Below are 16,167 nucleotides of genomic sequence, written 5' to 3'. Positions count from 1 at the left end.
TTTCCGCGAGTTGCCCCTTGAACCTTCCGATGTCCCAGCAGTCCGTGCCGCCGACCGCGCTTAGCCACCTCGATCGCCTCGAGGCCGAGAGCATCCACATCCTGCGCGAAGTCGCGGCCGAGTTCCGCAGCCCGGTGATGCTTTATTCCATCGGCAAGGACAGCTCGGTGCTGCTGCACCTGCTGCTCAAGGCGTTCGCGCCCGGCAAGCCGCCGATCTCGCTGCTGCACGTGGACACCGGCTGGAAATTCCGCGAGATGATCGCCTTTCGCGACCGTCGCGCCGCGGAAACCGGCATCGACCTGCGCGTGCACATGAACCCCGAAGGCGTGGCCCAGGGCATTGGCCCGATCAGCCACGGCGCCACCGTGCACACCGACGTGATGAAGACCCAGGGCCTGAAGCAGGCGTTGGACCAGTTCGGCTTCGACGCGGCCATTGGCGGTGCGCGACGCGACGAGGAGAAGTCGCGCGCCAAGGAACGCATCTTCTCGTTCCGCACCGCGCAGCACCGCTGGGACCCGAAAAACCAGCGGCCGGAATTGTGGAACCTCTACAACACCCGCGTGCACAAGGGCGAGTCGGTGCGCGTGTTCCCGATCTCCAACTGGACCGAGCTCGACGTCTGGCTGTACATCTACCGTGAGCAGATCCCGGTGCCATCGCTGTACTTCGCCGCCGAGCGTCCGGTCGTGGAGCGCGACGGTGCGTTGATCCTCGTCGACGATGAGCGTTTGCCGCTGCGCGAGGGCGAGGCGCCTCAAATTCGCAAGGTGCGCTTCCGCACGCTCGGCTGCTACCCGCTGACCGGCGCCATCGACTCCGAGGCCGACACGCTGGAAAAGATCATCGCCGAGATGCTGGTCGCAACCACGTCAGAACGCCAGGGCCGCGTGATTGACCACGACCCCTCCGCCTCGATGGAGAAGAAGAAGCAGGAGGGCTATTTCTGATGGCCGCATCCCCGTTCGACCACGCCGCACCGTCCTCGTCGGCCGTTCCGGATCATGATGATGCCGCGGCCGCCGTCGCGGCCTACCTGCACCAGCACGAGACCAAGGGTCTGTTGCGGTTCATCACCTGCGGCAGCGTGGACGATGGCAAGAGCACGCTGATTGGCCGCCTGCTGCACGACACCAAGCGCCTGTTCGACGACCAGCTGTCTGCACTGGCCTCCGACAGCCGCCGCCACGGCACGCAGGGTGACGCGATCGACTTCGCCCTGCTGGTCGATGGCCTGGCCGCGGAGCGCGAGCAGGGCATCACCATCGACGTGGCCTACCGCTTCTTCAGCACCGACCAACGCAAGTTCATCGTCGCCGATTGCCCCGGCCACGAGCAGTACACCCGCAACATGGCCACCGGTGCTTCCACCGCCGATGTCGCGGTAGTGCTGGTCGATGCGCGCAAGGGCCTGCTGACCCAGACGCGGCGCCATAGCTACATCGTTTCGTTGCTGGGCATCCGTCACGTGCTGCTGGCGGTGAACAAGATGGACCTGGTCGGATTCGATGAAGGCGTTTTCGAACGCATCGTCGATGGCTACCGCGAACTCGCCACGCAGTTGGGCATCGAACAAGTTTCCGCCGTGCCGCTGTCGGCACTGGAGGGCGACAACCTGCTGGAGCGCTCGCCGCGCACGCCCTGGTACCGCGGGCCGAGCGTGCTGGAGTACCTGGAGTCGGTGGACGTCACGCGTGATCGCGAGGACATCGGTTTCCGCCTGCCGGTGCAGTGGGTCAACCGGCCCCACCAGAACTTCCGGGGCTTTGCGGGCACGGTCGCGACGGGCGTCGTTCGGCCGGGCGACGCGGTGGTCGTGCTGCCGTCCGGTCGCCGCACGCGGGTGGAGCGCATCGTCACCGCCGATGGCGACCTGCCGTCGGCTTCGGCGGGGCAGGCGATTACCCTGACCTTGGCCGACGAGGTCGACATCAGCCGTGGTGACGTGATCGCCACGGCGGCGAGCCCCTGCGAAGTGGCCGACCAGTTTGCCGCGCACCTGCTGTGGATGGGCGAGCAGCGCCTGCTGCCCGGCCGCCCCTACTGGCTGAAGATCGGCACGCGAACGGTCACCGCCACCGTCACCGAGATCAAACACAAGGTCGACGTGAACACGCAGGCGCACCTGGCTGCCAAGCACTTGGAGCTCAACGAGGTCGCGTACTGCAATATTGGCTTGGACCAGCCGATCCCGTTCGAGGCCTACCGCGACAGTCGCGATTTGGGTGCCTTCATCCTGATCGACCGTCAGACCAACGCCACCGTGGCGGCCGGTACGCTCGACTTCGCGCTGCGGCGGGCCGGCAACATCCACTGGCACCGCGCCGACATTGATCAGGTGGCGCGTGCGCACAGTCTCGGGCAGACCCCGCGCTGCGTCTGGTTCACCGGCCTGTCCGGTTCGGGCAAATCCACCATTGCCAACCTGGTGGAAAAGAAGCTGCATGCGATGGGGCACCACGCCTATATCCTGGATGGCGACAACGTGCGCCATGGCCTCAACAAAGACCTCGGCTTCACCGACGAGGACCGCGTGGAGAACATCCGTCGCGTGGCCGAAGTGGCGCGGCTGATGACCGATGCCGGCCTGATCGTGCTGGTCAGCTTCATCTCGCCCTTCCGCGCGGAGCGGCGCATGGCCCGTGAACTGTTCGGCGAAGGCGAGTTCATCGAAGTCTTCGTGGACACGCCGTTGTCGGTGGCCGAAGCGCGGGACGCGAAGGGCCTGTATGCCAAGGCCCGTGCCGGCAAGATTCCCAACTTCACCGGCATCGACTCACCGTACGAAGCCCCGCAGTCGGCCGAACTGCGCCTCGACACGACCGCCGCGGATGCCGAAACCCTGGCGCAGCAGGTGGTGGACCGCGTGCTGGGCTGATGCGGTGAAGCTCACGCACGCGCGCAGGTGAAGGACTCAGCCCCCGCCAGCGGCTACGGACGAAGCAACGCGTGATGCACCCATAAACACAAAGCCCCGGCCAATGGCCGGGGCTTTGTGCTTCACGCGAACCTGGCGATCAGAGGTCAGCAGCAGCCATGCCCACCGTGGCGCGTGCCACTGTCGGCCACCACCGCCGCGCCGCTGGTCTCGCCGCGCTGGCTGGCGGCATGGTGCGCCGCCACCACGTGCGCCACGCACGCGGTCACGCGCTTGCCCATCGGGATGTGCAGGAATTCGTTCGGGCCGTGCGCGTTGGAGTGCGGACCCAGCACGCCGGTGATCATGAACTGCGCGCCTGGGAACTTCTCGCCAAGCATGCCCATGAACGGGATCGAGCCGCCTTCGCCCATGTACATCGCCGGCTTGCCGAAGAAGGCCTGGCTGGCCTCGTCGATGGCGGTTTCCAGCCACGGCGACATGGCGGGCGCGTTCCAACCGGTGGAGGCCTTTTCCAGCTCCATCGTCACGTGCGCGCCGTTGGGCGGATCGCGCAACAACTCGGCCTTCAACAGCTCGCCGGCGGTCTTGCCGTCCGTGGTCGGCGGCAGGCGCAGCGACAGCTTCACCGCGGTATGCGGGCGCAGCACGTTGCCGGCCGAGGCCAGCGGCGGCATGCCGTCCACGCCGGTGACCGACAGCGCCGGGCGCCAGGTGCGGTTGAGTACCAGCTCGCTCAACTCATCGGCCATGGGCTTGAGGCCGTCGACCAGCGGGAATTTGTCGAACACCGCGGTATCCAGCACCTCCGCCGCGCGCTTGGCCTGTGCCAGGCGCTCGGGCGGGACTTCGGCGTGCAGCTTGTCGAGCAGGATCTTGCCGGTGTTCTCGTCCTCGATCCGCGACAGGATCTGCCGCAGCAGGCGGAAGCTGGACGGCACCACGCCGGAGGCGTCGCCCGAGTGCACGCCCTCGTTGAGCACCTTCACGCTGAAGTTGCCGCCGGTCAGGCCACGCAGCGACGTGGTGCACCACAGCTGGTCGTAGTTGCCGCAACCCGAGTCCAGGCACACCACCAGTGACGGCTTGCCGATGCGGTCGGCCAGATGGTCGACGTAGGCGGGCAGGTCGTAGCTTCCGGACTCTTCACAGGCTTCGATCAGGATCACGCAACGCGCGTGCGGCAGCTTCTGGTCCTGCAGGGCCATGATCGCGGCCAGCGAACCGAAAATGGCGTAGCCGTCGTCGGCGCCGCCGCGTCCGTACAGCTTGTCGCCCTTGATCACCGGCTTCCACGGGCCCAGGTCTTCGTCCCACCCGGTCATTTCCGGCTGCTTGTCCAAGTGGCCGTACAGAAGCACGCAGTCGTCGTTGCTGCCGCCATTGGCTGCCGGGATCTCGACGAAGATCAGCGGGGTGCGGCCTTCCAGGCGCACCACCTCCAGCTGCATGCCCGGGATGGTCTGGGCATTGGCCCAGTTGGCCATCAGCGCGACCGCCTGGTCCATGTAGCCATGCTCCACCCACTGCTCGTCGAACATCGGCGACTTGTTGGGGATGCGGATGTACTCGACCAGCTGCGGGACGATTTCGTCGTCCCACTTCTTCGAGACGAAGCGGTCTACCTGCTTGGCGTCCATGACGGCCCTCGTGCGTGATGAACCCCCATTTTACCCCGGCGGGCGGGGGTAGGAATTTTCCTACACGCCACTGCGCCGGATTCCGGGGCGAGGCGCGCTCAAGGCCGATCCCGCCCGTCGGCCCCCATCCGGACACTGTGCCCACGTCGGCGCGGTCCTTGGCCGAAGGCCGGCACGGACACAGGAGGCGAACATGCTGAAGATCATCCGGGTACTGCAGGGCGCGGTGATGGCCGGGCTGCTGGCACTGGCCTGCCAGCCGGCCCATGCCGCCGAGAAAATCGATATCAACACCGCCGATGTGACGACGCTGGATCGGGTTCTGCTCAACATCGGTCCGGCCAAAGCCCAGGCCATCGTGGACTACCGCACCGCCAACGGCCCGTTCCGCAGCGTCGAGCAACTGGCCCTGGTCAAGGGCATCGGCCTGAAAACCATCGAGAAGAACCGCGAGCGTATTGTCGTCGGCGCCGCCCCCCGGCGCCGCTGACCACCAGACCCGGACAGGAATAGCCGGAGGAATCGGGGCCTGCCCCCGGACATGGACGTGTGCCGCCCGGTTGCGCAGGACGCGCGGCCGGGCGGCATTGCACCGTCCGTTAGCCCTGTCGGGGCGGCTAGACTGGCGGACTTCCGATGTGGAGTGGGTGGATGACGGCCGACAGCGGGCAGGCGGACGGATACGTGCAGGTGATCCCCGCCAACGAGTACCGGCGCGAACGCTGGCGCAACCAGTTGGGCTGGACGCGCGAGATCGCGCGTGGCCGCCTGACGCCTGAGGGCTTTGCGCTGGATGGCGATGATGCGGCGGCCGACTGGGACTGGCGCCTGTCCATTGCCGAAATCGAGCGCGACGCGGCGTTTTCCGCCTTCCCCGGCATCGATCGCGAGTTGGTGCTGCTGTCAGGCCACGGCGTGCGCCTGCGGTTTGACGACGGCGAGGTGCACGAACTGCATCCGCCGCACGAGCGCCTGCGGTTTGCCGGCGAGCGCGGGCTCACTGGCGAACTGCTTGACGGCCCCACGCACGACTTCAACCTGATGTGGCGCCGCGAGCGCATCAACGCCGAGCTCTGGCACCGGCCGCTGGTGGGGCCGATGGTGATCTTCACCGAGCCACGCGGGCTGTGGGCGGTGCACCTGCTGGCCGGTCGCGCAGCCCTAGACGGCTCGCACGACCTGCCACCGCTGTCGAGGGGCGACACCGTGTTGATCCGGGCGGGCGAGGCCCGCTTGCGTCACGTGCTGCACGGTGGCGGCGAAGCACTGATGATCCGCCTCTCGCCGCGGGAAGGCGCCTGACGGCAGGCGCACCCTTCGCACAGCCACTAACGTCGACCGGTCCCCGCGCGTGAGGGTGGGGCTCGACCAGGGGCGGATCAGAGCAGCGCAGGGCCGAGCACCACCAGCAGCACCAGTGCCGACACGCCCATCACGCTGGCCACCATTTGACGGGCGCTGCGGCCGCGGGCCCACAGCCAGATGCCCGACAGGCCCAAGAGCAGCATGCCGATCGCGAAACTGTCGGCCAGCGCGATCCAGGCCCAGCCGCCGCCCACGCCCTTGTGCAGGCGGTTGAGGCCGGCCAGCAGGGAGTGGCGCGACTGCTTCACTTCCGCCGTGGCATTGCCCGGCATGTACTCCAGCGACCAGGACTTGGCCGCGGTGCCCCCGGACAGGTTCCACTTGGCGGGCTGGCGGACGTCATTGCCGCCCAGTCGCGCCGGTTCCGGCTTGGCCTTGCGGATCACCTGGGGCTCCAGGCCGTGCGCTGTGCCGAGCCACGCGGCCAACGCCTCGGGGGTGTCGCGGGCCTGCGCGGGCACCTCCAGCACCACGCGGCCGCTTTCCGCCGTATCGCCTTGCGGCCACGCGCCATCGCCAAACCGGTGGTTCATCACCAGCCCGGTCAGTCCGTAGACGACCGCGGCCAACGCGCCCCATGCGCCGACCCACAAGTGGAGTTGGCGAATCCAGCGGTAGGTGGTGTTGCCGCGGCGTCGGGCTGCCGCCTGCGCGATCGGGGCCGTGGTGGTGTTCATCGTGTGCTCCAAAGGAAGAAGGGCCCGCACGCAGGTGCGGGCCCAAGGAACGACGGGGCGGGAATCAGAACTTGAAGCTGGCGGTCAGGTAGTAGCCGCGCGGCGCACCCGGGGTGATGTTGTTGTTGGTGTGCGCCGAGGCGTAGTACTCCTCGTCCAGCAGGTTCTCGACATTGAGCTGGAGCTTGACGTTGGCGTTGACCGTGTAGAACACAGCCGCATCAACGCGGGTATAGCCCGGCAGCACCACGGCATTGTCGGCCGCCGCGTACATGTCGTCGCGGTAAGTCGCGCCCAGACCAACGCCCCACTGGTCGTTGAAGTCATAGCGGTTCCACAGCGAGGCGCTGTTGCGCGGCACGCTGGCGATTTCCTTCTGGGTCAGCAGGTTCTCGCTGTCCTGGTAGGCGTAACCGGCGATGATCTTCCACTGCTCGGTGAGCTCGCCGGAGAGGCCGAGTTCCACGCCCTCGGTCCGCTGGCCCTTGACCAGTTCGGACACCCCCGGAACGTTGGTGGCGACGGCCACGTTCTCCCGGTCCAGGCGGTACACGGCCGCGGTCAGCGACAGCGCAGGGCGCACGTCCCACTTGGCACCGACTTCGTAGTTCTTGAACTCTTCCGGATCCAGCGCGGCGTTGCTCAGGGACAGCGAGCTCAGCTGCTCACCGGCGCGCGGCATGAACGAATTGCTGTAGCTGGCGTACAGCGACACTGCCTCGGCCGGCTTGTAGACCAGGCCCACGCGCGGCGACACCAGATCATCCTGAGTGCTGAAATTGGCACCCGTGCGGACATTGGTGAAGTCGACGTCGAAGCGGTCGTAGCGCAGGCCGAGGATGGCCTGGAACTTCGGCGAGAACTCGATCTGGTCCTGCACGTACAGCGCGGCGATGTCGGTGGTGCCGGTGTTGGTGCTATCGGTGGCGCTCTGCCGGAAGGTGATCGGGCCGGTGTAGACCGGGTTGGACACGGGCACGACGTTGGAGGCCCCGAACACACCGGTCTCGCGGCGGTTTCCGGTCACCTGGCGACCAAACTCAGTGCCCACCAGCAGCGTATGGGCGACCGTGCCGGTGTTGAAGCCGTACGTCACGTCGGTCTGGTTGAAGGCGTTCTCGCGCGTGGTGAAGTTGTTGTACGCGCCGAGCGTCACCTGGGTCCCGGCGGCATTGACGCTGCTCGGGAAGATGTTCTGGTAGAACTTGTCGTAATCGCCGTACACCGTGGCATTGCGCAACCGCACGCCATTGGCGAAGTCGTGGGTGAGCACGGCATTGAACGCATTGACGCGGGCCCACACCGGGCTGCGCTCGGCATCGCCGAAGAAGGTTTCCGGGTCGGTGTCCAGCGGGCGGCCCTGGAAAGAAGGCACGCCGCGGTCGGCCACGCGGTCATCGCGGAAGTGCTCGTAGCTCAGGTTCAGCATGGTCGCCTCACCCAGGCGGAAGGCGAGGGTGGGATTCAGGCCATAGCGGCGCAGCTCGTAGCCGTCGCGGTAGCTCTCCGAGTCTTCGCCCATGGCGGTGACGCGGAAGGCGGCGGTGTCGTTGAGGCCGTGGCCCACGTCCACCGTGGCGCGGCGACGGTCCCACGAGCCGAGTTGCACGTTGAATTCACCGTGGTCGTGCCAGTCGGCCTGCTTGGTCACGCGGTTGATCACGCCGCCCGAGCCGCCACGGCCGAAGATCATCGCGTTGGGGCCCTTCAGACCTTCCACGCGCTCGATGTTGTAGAGGTCGCGCATGTACTGGACGTCATCGCGCAGGCCATCGACGAAGAAATCGGCCGTGGAGCTGTTGCCGCGGATCACGGTGGTGTCGCGGTTGCCTTCGCCCTGGGCCATGGTGATGCCCGGCATGTAGCGCACCACGTCGCCCATGCTGTTCATCGCGGTGTCCTTGATCAGCTCCTCGGTCACCACCGAGATGGACTGCGGGGTGTCGCGCAGCAGTGCATCGGTCTTGGTCGCGGTACGGCTGGTCTTGGGGTCGTAACCGGTCACGTGCACGCCATGCACTTCCACCTTGTCGAGGTCGGTCGGTGCGGCCAGGGTGGCCGAGGCGGCGGTGGCGGTGCCGACGTGGCCTTCACCTTCGCTGGCTGCGGCAGCCGGGAACGCGATGGCGAGCGTCAGGGCGATGGCGAGGGGCGATCCTTTCGGGAAGTGGGGCTTCATTGCTTTGAACGTGTGTCGGCCAGGAGGGCCGGGTCAGTTGTTGGTGGAAATGATAATGATTCGCAACACGAATTGCACGTGATTTTGATCAAGCCCAACTCGAATTGCCTTCGGCCTGGTCTGCGAATTGGTTTCCGGCCTCGGCGCAGGTCATGCAGCCGGCGTCGCGCGCGGTCAGCTGCGACCAAGGTCGCGGGAGGCAATTTGCGAATGATCAAGGTGCGTCCGCCCGACGGCCCCTAGAGTGCGCGACTCCAAGAACCCGGTGGCAATTCCCCATGGCGTTTGTGCTTTTCGAGTCCGGAGACCACCGCTGCGTCGCCTTCAACGACCTGGTGCGTGGCGATGATGGCGTGCAGGCAAACCAGTTCCTGATCCAGGACGGGCGCCATTCGGCGGTGCTCGACCCGGGCGGCGCGCTGGTCTACAACCCGTTGATGCTGGCCTTGGCGGCCTACGTCAAACCCGAAGAAGTGGACCTGGTGCTGTGCTCACACCAGGATCCGGACATCATCGGCGCGGTGGACAAGTGGTTGCTGTACACGAAGGCCACCGTGGTGTGCTCCAAACTGTGGGGGCGCTTCGTGCCGCATGTGGTGCCGGGGTACATGAAGAACAGCGGTGCCGACCGCTACCTGTTGCTGCCGGACGAAGGCGGACTGATTCCGCTGGGCAACGCGGTGATCCGCGCGGTGCCGGCGCACTTCCTGCACTCGGTGGGCAACTTCGGCTTCTACGACCCGCAGGCCCGGATCCTGTTCTCGGGCGACGTCGGCGCGTCGCTGATTCCCTCGGGTGAGCCCTACCGCTTCGTGCCGGACTTCCGCGCGCACGTCGCCAAAATGGAAGGCTTCCACCGCCGCTACATGGGCTCCAACCGGGTCCTGCGCCTGTGGGTGGACATGGTGCGGCGGTTGGATCCGCAAATGATCGTGCCGCAGCACGGGCTGCCGTTCCGGGGCGAGGCCATCGGCCAATTCCTCGACTGGCTGGAGCGGCTGGAATGCGGCATTGATCTGCTGGGGCCGGCCGACTTCCGGGTGTGAGGTGGTGGCCTTTGCGTGACAGGCCGGTCGTGCGTGACGCGACTCGCGACGAGGCTCAGTCTCTGCGGCGTCGCAAGTCGTGACGCGTGATGAGCGCGATCACTCGCGGTCGTCGCGGGTCCAGATGCCCACGTCGTCTACCTTGACCGGGAACCTCACCACCGGCTCGTAGGCGGGGGCGCACAACGCACGGCCGTCGCGCACGTCGAATTTGGCACCGTGCAGCACGCATTCAATGGTGGCGTCGTCGCCGTTGAACTTGCCGGCGGAGAGCTCGAAGTCCTCGTGGCTGCACTTGTCCTCGAGGGCGTAGAAATCGCCGTCGTAGTTGACCACCAGGATGGGCGTGTCGCCGTCCCAGGCCACGGTGGATTCGCCGGGCAGCAGTTGGGAAGTGGCGCAAACGAAGGTCCAGTCGCCCATGGGGTGGTGTTCCTGTCTCGAATTGGTGGGATTGGTGTGTCGGGGGCAGCTGCCGGGTCTCCCGGGCATTCGCTCCGCGATACTCGCTCGGTGCCCGGGACACCCGGTAGCCGCCCTTGGGCGCTGATGCGCCAGAGGGGAAAGTTACAGGGGCTTTTCTAGGACTTCGAAGCGCAGGTCGTCACGCTTGGGCTCGCCGAAGCGCGCGTCGCCGTACGGGAAGGGCTTCTTGATGCCGGTGCGCGCGTAACCGCGGCGCTCGTAGAAGGCAATCAGCTCGTCGCGGATATCGATCACGGTCATGCGCATGGCCGGCAGCTGCCATGCGTCGCGGACCACGCGCTCGGCCTCGGCCAACAGCGCCTTGCCGATGCCGCCGCCCTGCAGGGTGGGCGACACCGAGAACATGCCGAAGTAGCCCGCGCCATCCTCGACCGCGATGTGCGCGCAGGCGAGCATTTCGCCGGCGCGTTCGGCGACGAGTACGAGGCTGTCCGGTCGGGTGATGCAGGCGCCCACGTCGTCCGCACCTGTGCGGCGGCCCCCGAGCATGTCGGCCTCGGTGGTCCAGCCCTGCCGGCTGCTGTCGCCGCGATAGGCCGACTCGACCAGTGCGACGAGCGCATCGACGTCCTCTGGCGTGGCGGCACGGAAGGTCAATTCCGCGGCTACTCTCGCGCCTGCGGCGCAGGCTGCACCTGCCTGTGCCGCGGCGCTGACGTGGCCGCTCACCGGTTGCGCTTCGGTTTCTGGCTGCAGCTCGGGGGCCGTTGTAGCGTTCGTGGGTTGCATGCGGGAGCCGTTCAATCAGGAAGCCAAGTGGGGCAGTCGGTTACGCGACTCTTTGGCGCTTGGCCGCTCAGCCAAGCAGTCGCCGGGTCTTGTGGATCGCCGCGACCAGCGCATCCACTTCCTCGTGCGTGTTGTAGAACGCGAACGAGGCGCGGCAGGTGGCGGTCACGCCGAAGAACTGCAGCAACGGATGCGCACAGTGCTGGCCGGATCGAACGGCCACGCCCTCGAGGTCAAGCAGGGTGGCCAGGTCGTGCGAATGCGCGCCCTTCAATTCAAAGCTGATGACGGCGGCCTTTTCGCGAGCCGTGCCAATGATGCGCAGGCCGTCGATCTTCGACAGTTCCTCGGTGGCGTGGGCCAGCAGCGTCTGCTCGCGCGCCTCGATGTTGGCCATGCCGATCGAGGACAGGTAATCCACCGCCGCGCCCAGGCCGATGAAGCCGGCGATGTTGGGCGTGCCAGCCTCGAACTTCTGCGGGGCGTCGTTGAACACCGTGCCGTCGAAGCGCACTTCCTTGATCATCTCGCCGCCGCCGAGGAAAGGCGGCATGGCATCCAGCGTCTCCTTGCGTGCCCACAGTGCGCCCGTGCCGGTGGGGCCGGCCATCTTGTGCCCCGTGAGGGCATAGAAGTCGCAGCCGATCGCAGTGATGTCCAGCGGTCGGTGCGGCGCGGCCTGCGAGCCGTCGACCACGGTGGTGATGCCGCGCTTGCGCGCTTCGCGGCAGATCTCGCGCACCGGGTTGACCGTGCCGAGCACGTTGGAGACGTGGGTGACCGCCAGCAACTTCACCTCGGGGGTCAACTGGGCGTAGAGCGCGTCGAGGTCGAGTTCGCCGTTGTCGAGAATCTCGGCCACCTTGATCGTGCAGCCGGTGCGCTGGGCGACCAGTTGCCACGGCACGATGTTGGCGTGGTGCTCCATGCGGCTGACCACGATCGCGTCGCCGGCCTTGAGCCGCGGCAGCGCCCATGAGTACGCAACCAGGTTGATCGCGAAGGTGGTGCCGCTGCACAGCACCAGCTCGTCGTGGCGCACGTTGAGGAACTTCGCCAGCTTGCGGCGCGAAGCCTCGTAGGCCTCGGTGGCCTCGCTGCCGAGTGCATGCACGGCGCGGCTGACGTTGGCGTTGTGGTGGCGATAGAAGTCGTCCACCGCGTCGATCACCGCGGCCGGCTTCTGCCCGGTGTTGGCCGAGTCGAGGTAGACCAGCGGCTTGCCGTGCACCTCACGCTGCAGCAACGGGAAGTCGGCGCGGATCCGGGCCCAATCGATGCTGTCACCCGTGATGGCCGGGTGCACCGGAGCGATGGCGGCGGGAGCGGTCAGCGTACCCATGCTCAGGCGGCCTCCATCCGGGCCAGGGCGGCGTCGAGGCGCGCGGCAAGCGACTCGCGCAGCGCAGCGTCGTCGAACACCGCCAACGTTTCGCGGCAGAACGCAGCGGTCAGCAGCGCACGCGCCTGCTCGGCGGGCACGCCACGCGAGCGCAGGTAGAAGAGCGCATTCTGGTCAAGCTGGCCCACGGTGGCGCCGTGCGCGGCCTGGACTTCGTCGGCGTGGATTTCCAGCACCGGCTGGGTGTCGATCTCGGCGCCTTCGCTGAGCAGCAGGTTCTTGTTGGATAGCATAGCCGCGGTGCCGTCAGCGCCCTCGCGGATCTGGATGCCGCCGTGGAATACCGCGCGCGAGCGGCCGGCGCCCAGGCCGCGCCAGGTCAGCTCGCAGCCGGTGTCGCGGGCCACGTGGTCGATGCCCAGGCGTGTGTCGAGGTGGCGTTTGCCGTTGGCCAGCAGTACGCCATTGGCGTGCAGTTGGGCGGACTCGCCATGCAGCGCAACGTTGAGCTCGTGGCGCGACAGGCCGGCGCCGAGCTCCAGGTCCAGCCGCTGGTAAACGGCATCTCGGGCGAGTACGGCGTCGGTGCGGGCGAGCAGGGTGGCTCCGGCGGCCTCGTCCTGCACGCGGGCGTGGCGCAGCGCGGCGCCCTTGGCCAGGTGCACGTGGGTGAGGCTGTTGGCCAGATGGCTGTGCGCGCCGTCGCCGAGCACGTGCTCGACCACGGTCAGCGCGGCGCCTTCGCGCAATTCGATCAGGTGGCGAAGGTGCCAGGCCTGGTCATGGCCGGATGCTGCGACGGTGCCAGTCGCATTGTCGGTTCCGGTGCCCTTGGCTGGGGCGCGGCCGCCCTCGGCACGATCCGCGCCCGCGGTGCCGATGAAGACCAGGTGGACCGGTGCGTCAATGCGGGCCTCGGCTTCGGCGCGCAGCACGACGCCCTCATCGGCCAGCGCAGCGTTGAGCCGAGCAAAGATTTCATCGCCACGGTCAAAGCGGCGGGCGAGGAAGTTGGTTTCACGCACATCACCTTCGGCCAACAGCGCCGACAGCGGCTGCAGGCTGACGCCGGTCGGCAGGCCTGAGGCATCGCTGTGCGTGCCGTCGAAACGACCGTTTACGAACACCAGCCGCGGCGCGGCAATGCCGTCCAGCAGTGCCGGGTCGAAGGCCGAGACGGCGGTGGCCGGGGCGGCAAACGCACGGCGCTCCAGCGAACGCAGCGGCGTGTACTTCCAGGCTTCCAAGCGCGCATGCGGCAGGCCGTCGCGCAGCACGGCGTCGAGCGCGGCGCGGCGGCTGTCGCCGAGGCCGGCGGCGTCGCGCGCGGGCAGCGCGTCAAACGCAGTGGCGAAAGAGTCGAGCAGTGCGCTCATGTCAGGCCGCCGCCTCCGGCGTGATGCGTTCCTTGATCCACGCGTAGCCGTGCTGCTCCAGCTCCAGCGCCAGTTCCGGCCCGCCGGTCTCCACGATGCGGCCGTCAGCCAGCACGTGCACGATGTCCGGCTTGATGTAGTCGAGCAGGCGCTGGTAGTGGGTGATGACCAGGAAGGCGCGGTTGGCGGCGCGCAGCGCGTTGACGCCATCGGCCACCGCCTTCAACGCGTCGATGTCCAGGCCCGAGTCGGTCTCGTCGAGGATCGCGAGCTTGGGCTCCAGCAGCGCCAGCTGGAAGATTTCATTGCGCTTCTTCTCGCCGCCGCTGAAGCCTTCGTTGACGCCGCGGTGCAGCAGTTCGTCCTTCAGGTGCAGCACGGCCAGCTTCTGGCGCACCAGCTTGAGGAACTGCATCGAGTCCAGCTCGTCCTCGCCGCGCGCCTTGCGCTGGGCGTTGAGCGCCGCGCGCAGGAAGTAAGTGTTGTTCACGCCCGGGATCTCGACCGGGTACTGGAAGGCGAGGAACACACCGGCGGCGGCGCGCTCCTCCGGTTCCAGCGCCAGCAGGTCGCGGCCTTCGAAGCTCACCGAACCGGCGGTGACTTCGTAACCGTCACGGCCGGCGAGGATGTTGCCCAACGTGGACTTGCCCGCGCCGTTGGGGCCCATGATGGCGTGCACCTGGCCGGGCTGCACGTCCAGCGTGAGGCCCTTGAGGATTTCCTTGCCGGCAACGGAGACGTGGAGGTTTTCGATCTTCAGCATGGCGTTGGTCAACCCGGGAGCTTGTCGTGGAGCAGCTGGCCACCGATGGCCCAGTCCTGCTTCTGGATGTCGTCGAAGACGATGTGGATGGCGGCTTCGCTGCAGCCGCAGATGCGCGCCATCTCGCGCGTGAACACTTCGGCCAGCTCGCGCTTCTGCGCGAGGTCGCGGCCTTCGATCATTTCTATGCGGACGATCGGCATGGTCAGCCCACCGAACCTTCGAGCGAGACCTCGAGGAGCTTCTTGGCCTCCACCGCGAACTCCATCGGCAGCTCGCGGAACACGCTCTTGCAGAAGCCGTCGACGATCATCGACACCGCGTCTTCCTCGCTGATCCCGCGCGAACGGCAGTAGAACATCTGGTCGTCGCTGATCTTGGAGGTGGTGGCCTCGTGCTCCACCGTGGCGGTGGGGTGCTTGACCTCGATGTAGGGGAAGGTGTGCGCGCCGCACTTCTTGCCGATCAGCAGGCTGTCGCACTGTGTGTGGTTGCGCGCGCCTTCGGCGTGCGCGCCGACCTTGACCAGACCGCGGTAGGTGTTCTGCCCACGCCCGGCGCTGATGCCCTTGCTGATGATCTTGCTCTTGGTGCGCTTGCCCAGGTGGACCATCTTGGTGCCGGTGTCGGCCTGCTGGCGGTGGTGGGTCAGCGCCACCGAGTAGAACTCGCCCACCGAGTCATCACCGACCAGCACGCACGAGGGGTACTTCCAGGTGATGGCCGAGCCGGTTTCCACCTGTGTCCAGCTGACCTTGGCACGCGCGCCACGGCACTCGGCGCGCTTGGTCACGAAGTTGTAGATGCCGCCGACGCCGTTCTCGTCGCCGGGGTACCAGTTCTGCACGGTCGAGTACTTGATCTCGGCGTCTTCCAGCGCGACCAGCTCGACCACTGCGGCGTGCAGCTGGTTCTCGTCCCGCTGTGGCGCGGTGCAGCCTTCGAGGTAGGAGACGTAGGCTTTGTCCTCGCAGATGATCAGCGTGCGCTCGAACTGGCCGGTGTGGCCGGCATTGATGCGGAAATAGGTGCTCAGCTCCATCGGGCAGCGCACGCCCTTGGGGATGAACACGAACGAGCCGTCGGAGAACACCGCCGAGTTGAGCGCGGCAAAGTAGTTGTCACCTACCGGCACCACGCTGCCCAGGTATTGCCTGACCAGCTCCGGGTGCTCCTTGATGGCCTCGGACATGGAGCAGAAGATCACGCCCTTCTCGGCCAGCTCCTTGCGGAAGGTGGTGCCCACCGAGACCGAGTCGAATACTGCGTCCACCGCGACGCCCGCGAGCTTGGCGCGCTCGTGCAGCGGCACGCCGAGCTTGTCGTAGGTGTCGATCAGCTCCTGCGGCACTTCGTCCAGCGACTTGTACTTCGGCCCCTTGGGCGCGCTGTAGTAGCTCAGCGCCTGCAGGTCGATCGGCGCGATGTTGAGCTTGGCCCAGTGCGGCATCGGCATGGTGAGGAAGTGCCGGTAGGCGGCCAGGCGCCACTCGGTCATCCATTCGGGCTCTTCCTTCTTGGCCGAGAGCGCGCGGATGATGTCCTCGCTCAGGCCCGGGGGCAGCGAATCGGATTCGATGTCGGTGACGAAACCGGCAGCGTATTTGCGGCCCAGCTGCTCGTGGATCTCACGATTCTCGAGCGGGGCGGTGTCGGTGACTTCGGTGGCCATGGGGCTGC

Annotated in this window: 15 protein-coding genes; 5 read left to right on the top strand and 10 right to left on the bottom strand. The window is 67.0% G+C overall.

Going from position 1 to position 16,167, the window contains the following annotated elements; all coding sequences use genetic code 11:
- Positions 1-29: 29 nt before the first annotated feature.
- Both cysD and cysN read left to right on the top strand, forming a co-directional pair.
- On the top strand, positions 30-953 hold the full coding sequence (gene cysD, locus ACYVBS_RS05335; protein WP_460822285.1) for a sulfate adenylyltransferase subunit CysD: 924 nt from the start codon (positions 30-32) through the stop codon (positions 951-953).
- Positions 953-2,881, top strand: a complete 1,929-nt coding sequence (gene cysN / locus ACYVBS_RS05330; protein ID WP_460822284.1) for a sulfate adenylyltransferase subunit CysN — start codon at positions 953-955, stop codon at positions 2,879-2,881. The genes cysD and cysN overlap by 1 nt, the downstream gene beginning before the upstream one ends.
- A 146-nt stretch (positions 2,882-3,027) precedes the next feature.
- Here the strand turns inward: cysN and ACYVBS_RS05325 are convergent, their stop codons facing one another.
- Positions 3,028-4,521: a M20 family metallopeptidase gene (locus tag ACYVBS_RS05325; protein ID WP_460822283.1), complete on the bottom strand. Its 1,494-nt coding sequence runs from the start codon at positions 4,519-4,521 to the stop codon at positions 3,028-3,030.
- 229 nt (positions 4,522-4,750) lie between these two features.
- Here ACYVBS_RS05325 and ACYVBS_RS05320 point away from each other — a divergent pair, with 229 nt between their 5' ends.
- Positions 4,751-5,011, top strand: coding sequence for a ComEA family DNA-binding protein (locus tag ACYVBS_RS05320; protein WP_460822618.1), 261 nt, complete (start codon positions 4,751-4,753; stop codon positions 5,009-5,011).
- A 161-nt stretch (positions 5,012-5,172) separates the two neighbouring features.
- Positions 5,173-5,823, top strand: a complete 651-nt coding sequence (locus ACYVBS_RS05315; RefSeq protein WP_460822282.1) for a HutD/Ves family protein — start codon at positions 5,173-5,175, stop codon at positions 5,821-5,823.
- A 77-nt stretch (positions 5,824-5,900) separates the two neighbouring features.
- Here ACYVBS_RS05315 and ACYVBS_RS05310 read toward each other — a convergent pair whose 3' ends face one another.
- Positions 5,901-6,563: a PepSY-associated TM helix domain-containing protein gene (locus ACYVBS_RS05310; RefSeq protein WP_460822280.1), complete on the bottom strand. Its 663-nt coding sequence runs from the start codon at positions 6,561-6,563 to the stop codon at positions 5,901-5,903.
- Positions 6,564-6,627: 64 nt separating this feature from the next.
- On the bottom strand, positions 6,628-8,742 hold the full coding sequence (locus ACYVBS_RS05305) for a TonB-dependent receptor (RefSeq protein ID WP_460822278.1): 2,115 nt from the start codon (positions 8,740-8,742) through the stop codon (positions 6,628-6,630).
- Between the two features lie 278 nt (positions 8,743-9,020).
- Between ACYVBS_RS05305 and ACYVBS_RS05300 the strand changes: the two genes are divergently transcribed.
- The gene (locus ACYVBS_RS05300) at positions 9,021-9,788 is read left to right on the top strand and encodes an oxygen-binding di-iron domain-containing protein (protein WP_460822276.1); all 768 of its coding nucleotides are present in this window, start codon (positions 9,021-9,023) and stop codon (positions 9,786-9,788) included.
- A 99-nt stretch (positions 9,789-9,887) separates the two neighbouring features.
- Here ACYVBS_RS05300 and ACYVBS_RS05295 read toward each other — a convergent pair whose 3' ends face one another.
- The 7 genes from ACYVBS_RS05295 to sufB all read right to left on the bottom strand — a co-directional run bounded on the left by ACYVBS_RS05295 (position 9,888) and on the right by sufB (position 16,159).
- On the bottom strand, positions 9,888-10,211 hold the full coding sequence (locus tag ACYVBS_RS05295; RefSeq protein WP_460822274.1) for a Rieske (2Fe-2S) protein: 324 nt from the start codon (positions 10,209-10,211) through the stop codon (positions 9,888-9,890).
- A 144-nt stretch (positions 10,212-10,355) separates the two neighbouring features.
- A complete protein-coding gene (locus ACYVBS_RS05290) occupies positions 10,356-11,003 on the bottom strand; it encodes a GNAT family N-acetyltransferase (RefSeq protein ID WP_460822273.1) in 648 nt (215 codons plus the stop codon).
- A gap of 67 nt (positions 11,004-11,070) precedes the next feature.
- On the bottom strand, positions 11,071-12,345 hold the full coding sequence (locus ACYVBS_RS05285) for a cysteine desulfurase (RefSeq protein WP_460822272.1): 1,275 nt from the start codon (positions 12,343-12,345) through the stop codon (positions 11,071-11,073).
- Between the two features lie 2 nt (positions 12,346-12,347).
- The gene (gene sufD, locus ACYVBS_RS05280; protein WP_460822271.1) at positions 12,348-13,721 is read right to left on the bottom strand and encodes a Fe-S cluster assembly protein SufD; all 1,374 of its coding nucleotides are present in this window, start codon (positions 13,719-13,721) and stop codon (positions 12,348-12,350) included.
- A gap of 1 nt (position 13,722) precedes the next feature.
- Positions 13,723-14,487 (bottom strand): Fe-S cluster assembly ATPase SufC, encoded by a 765-nt coding sequence (gene sufC / locus ACYVBS_RS05275; protein ID WP_460822270.1) that lies wholly within the window; start codon positions 14,485-14,487, stop codon positions 13,723-13,725.
- 8 nt (positions 14,488-14,495) lie between these two features.
- Positions 14,496-14,690 (bottom strand): tautomerase family protein, encoded by a 195-nt coding sequence (locus tag ACYVBS_RS05270; protein ID WP_460822269.1) that lies wholly within the window; start codon positions 14,688-14,690, stop codon positions 14,496-14,498.
- A 2-nt stretch (positions 14,691-14,692) separates the two neighbouring features.
- Positions 14,693-16,159: a Fe-S cluster assembly protein SufB gene (sufB, locus tag ACYVBS_RS05265; RefSeq protein ID WP_460822268.1), complete on the bottom strand. Its 1,467-nt coding sequence runs from the start codon at positions 16,157-16,159 to the stop codon at positions 14,693-14,695.
- Between the last annotated feature and the right edge of the window lie 8 nt (positions 16,160-16,167).

It is taken from the genome of Lysobacter olei (assembly GCF_054777355.1).
This window is presented reverse-complemented; position numbering and strand designations above follow the sequence as displayed.

What these genes read in the sequence shown, in the direction of transcription:
- cysD (WP_460822285.1), top strand. Translation starts at nt 30, where the DNA reads ATGTCCCAGCAGTCCGTGCCGCCGACCGCGCTTAGCCACCTCGATCGC.
- cysN (WP_460822284.1), top strand. Translation starts at nt 953, where the DNA reads ATGGCCGCATCCCCGTTCGACCACGCCGCACCGTCCTCGTCGGCCGTT.
- ACYVBS_RS05325 (WP_460822283.1), bottom strand. Translation starts at nt 4,521, where the DNA reads ATGGACGCCAAGCAGGTAGACCGCTTCGTCTCGAAGAAGTGGGACGAC.
- ACYVBS_RS05320 (WP_460822618.1), top strand. Translation starts at nt 4,751, where the DNA reads ATGGCCGGGCTGCTGGCACTGGCCTGCCAGCCGGCCCATGCCGCCGAG.
- ACYVBS_RS05315 (WP_460822282.1), top strand. Translation starts at nt 5,173, where the DNA reads ATGACGGCCGACAGCGGGCAGGCGGACGGATACGTGCAGGTGATCCCC.
- ACYVBS_RS05310 (WP_460822280.1), bottom strand. Translation starts at nt 6,563, where the DNA reads ATGAACACCACCACGGCCCCGATCGCGCAGGCGGCAGCCCGACGCCGC.
- ACYVBS_RS05305 (WP_460822278.1), bottom strand. Translation starts at nt 8,742, where the DNA reads ATGAAGCCCCACTTCCCGAAAGGATCGCCCCTCGCCATCGCCCTGACG.
- ACYVBS_RS05300 (WP_460822276.1), top strand. Translation starts at nt 9,021, where the DNA reads ATGGCGTTTGTGCTTTTCGAGTCCGGAGACCACCGCTGCGTCGCCTTC.
- ACYVBS_RS05295 (WP_460822274.1), bottom strand. Translation starts at nt 10,211, where the DNA reads ATGGGCGACTGGACCTTCGTTTGCGCCACTTCCCAACTGCTGCCCGGC.
- ACYVBS_RS05290 (WP_460822273.1), bottom strand. Translation starts at nt 11,003, where the DNA reads ATGCAACCCACGAACGCTACAACGGCCCCCGAGCTGCAGCCAGAAACC.
- ACYVBS_RS05285 (WP_460822272.1), bottom strand. Translation starts at nt 12,345, where the DNA reads ATGGGTACGCTGACCGCTCCCGCCGCCATCGCTCCGGTGCACCCGGCC.
- sufD (WP_460822271.1), bottom strand. Translation starts at nt 13,721, where the DNA reads ATGAGCGCACTGCTCGACTCTTTCGCCACTGCGTTTGACGCGCTGCCC.
- sufC (WP_460822270.1), bottom strand. Translation starts at nt 14,487, where the DNA reads ATGCTGAAGATCGAAAACCTCCACGTCTCCGTTGCCGGCAAGGAAATC.
- ACYVBS_RS05270 (WP_460822269.1), bottom strand. Translation starts at nt 14,690, where the DNA reads ATGCCGATCGTCCGCATAGAAATGATCGAAGGCCGCGACCTCGCGCAG.
- sufB (WP_460822268.1), bottom strand. Translation starts at nt 16,159, where the DNA reads ATGGCCACCGAAGTCACCGACACCGCCCCGCTCGAGAATCGTGAGATC.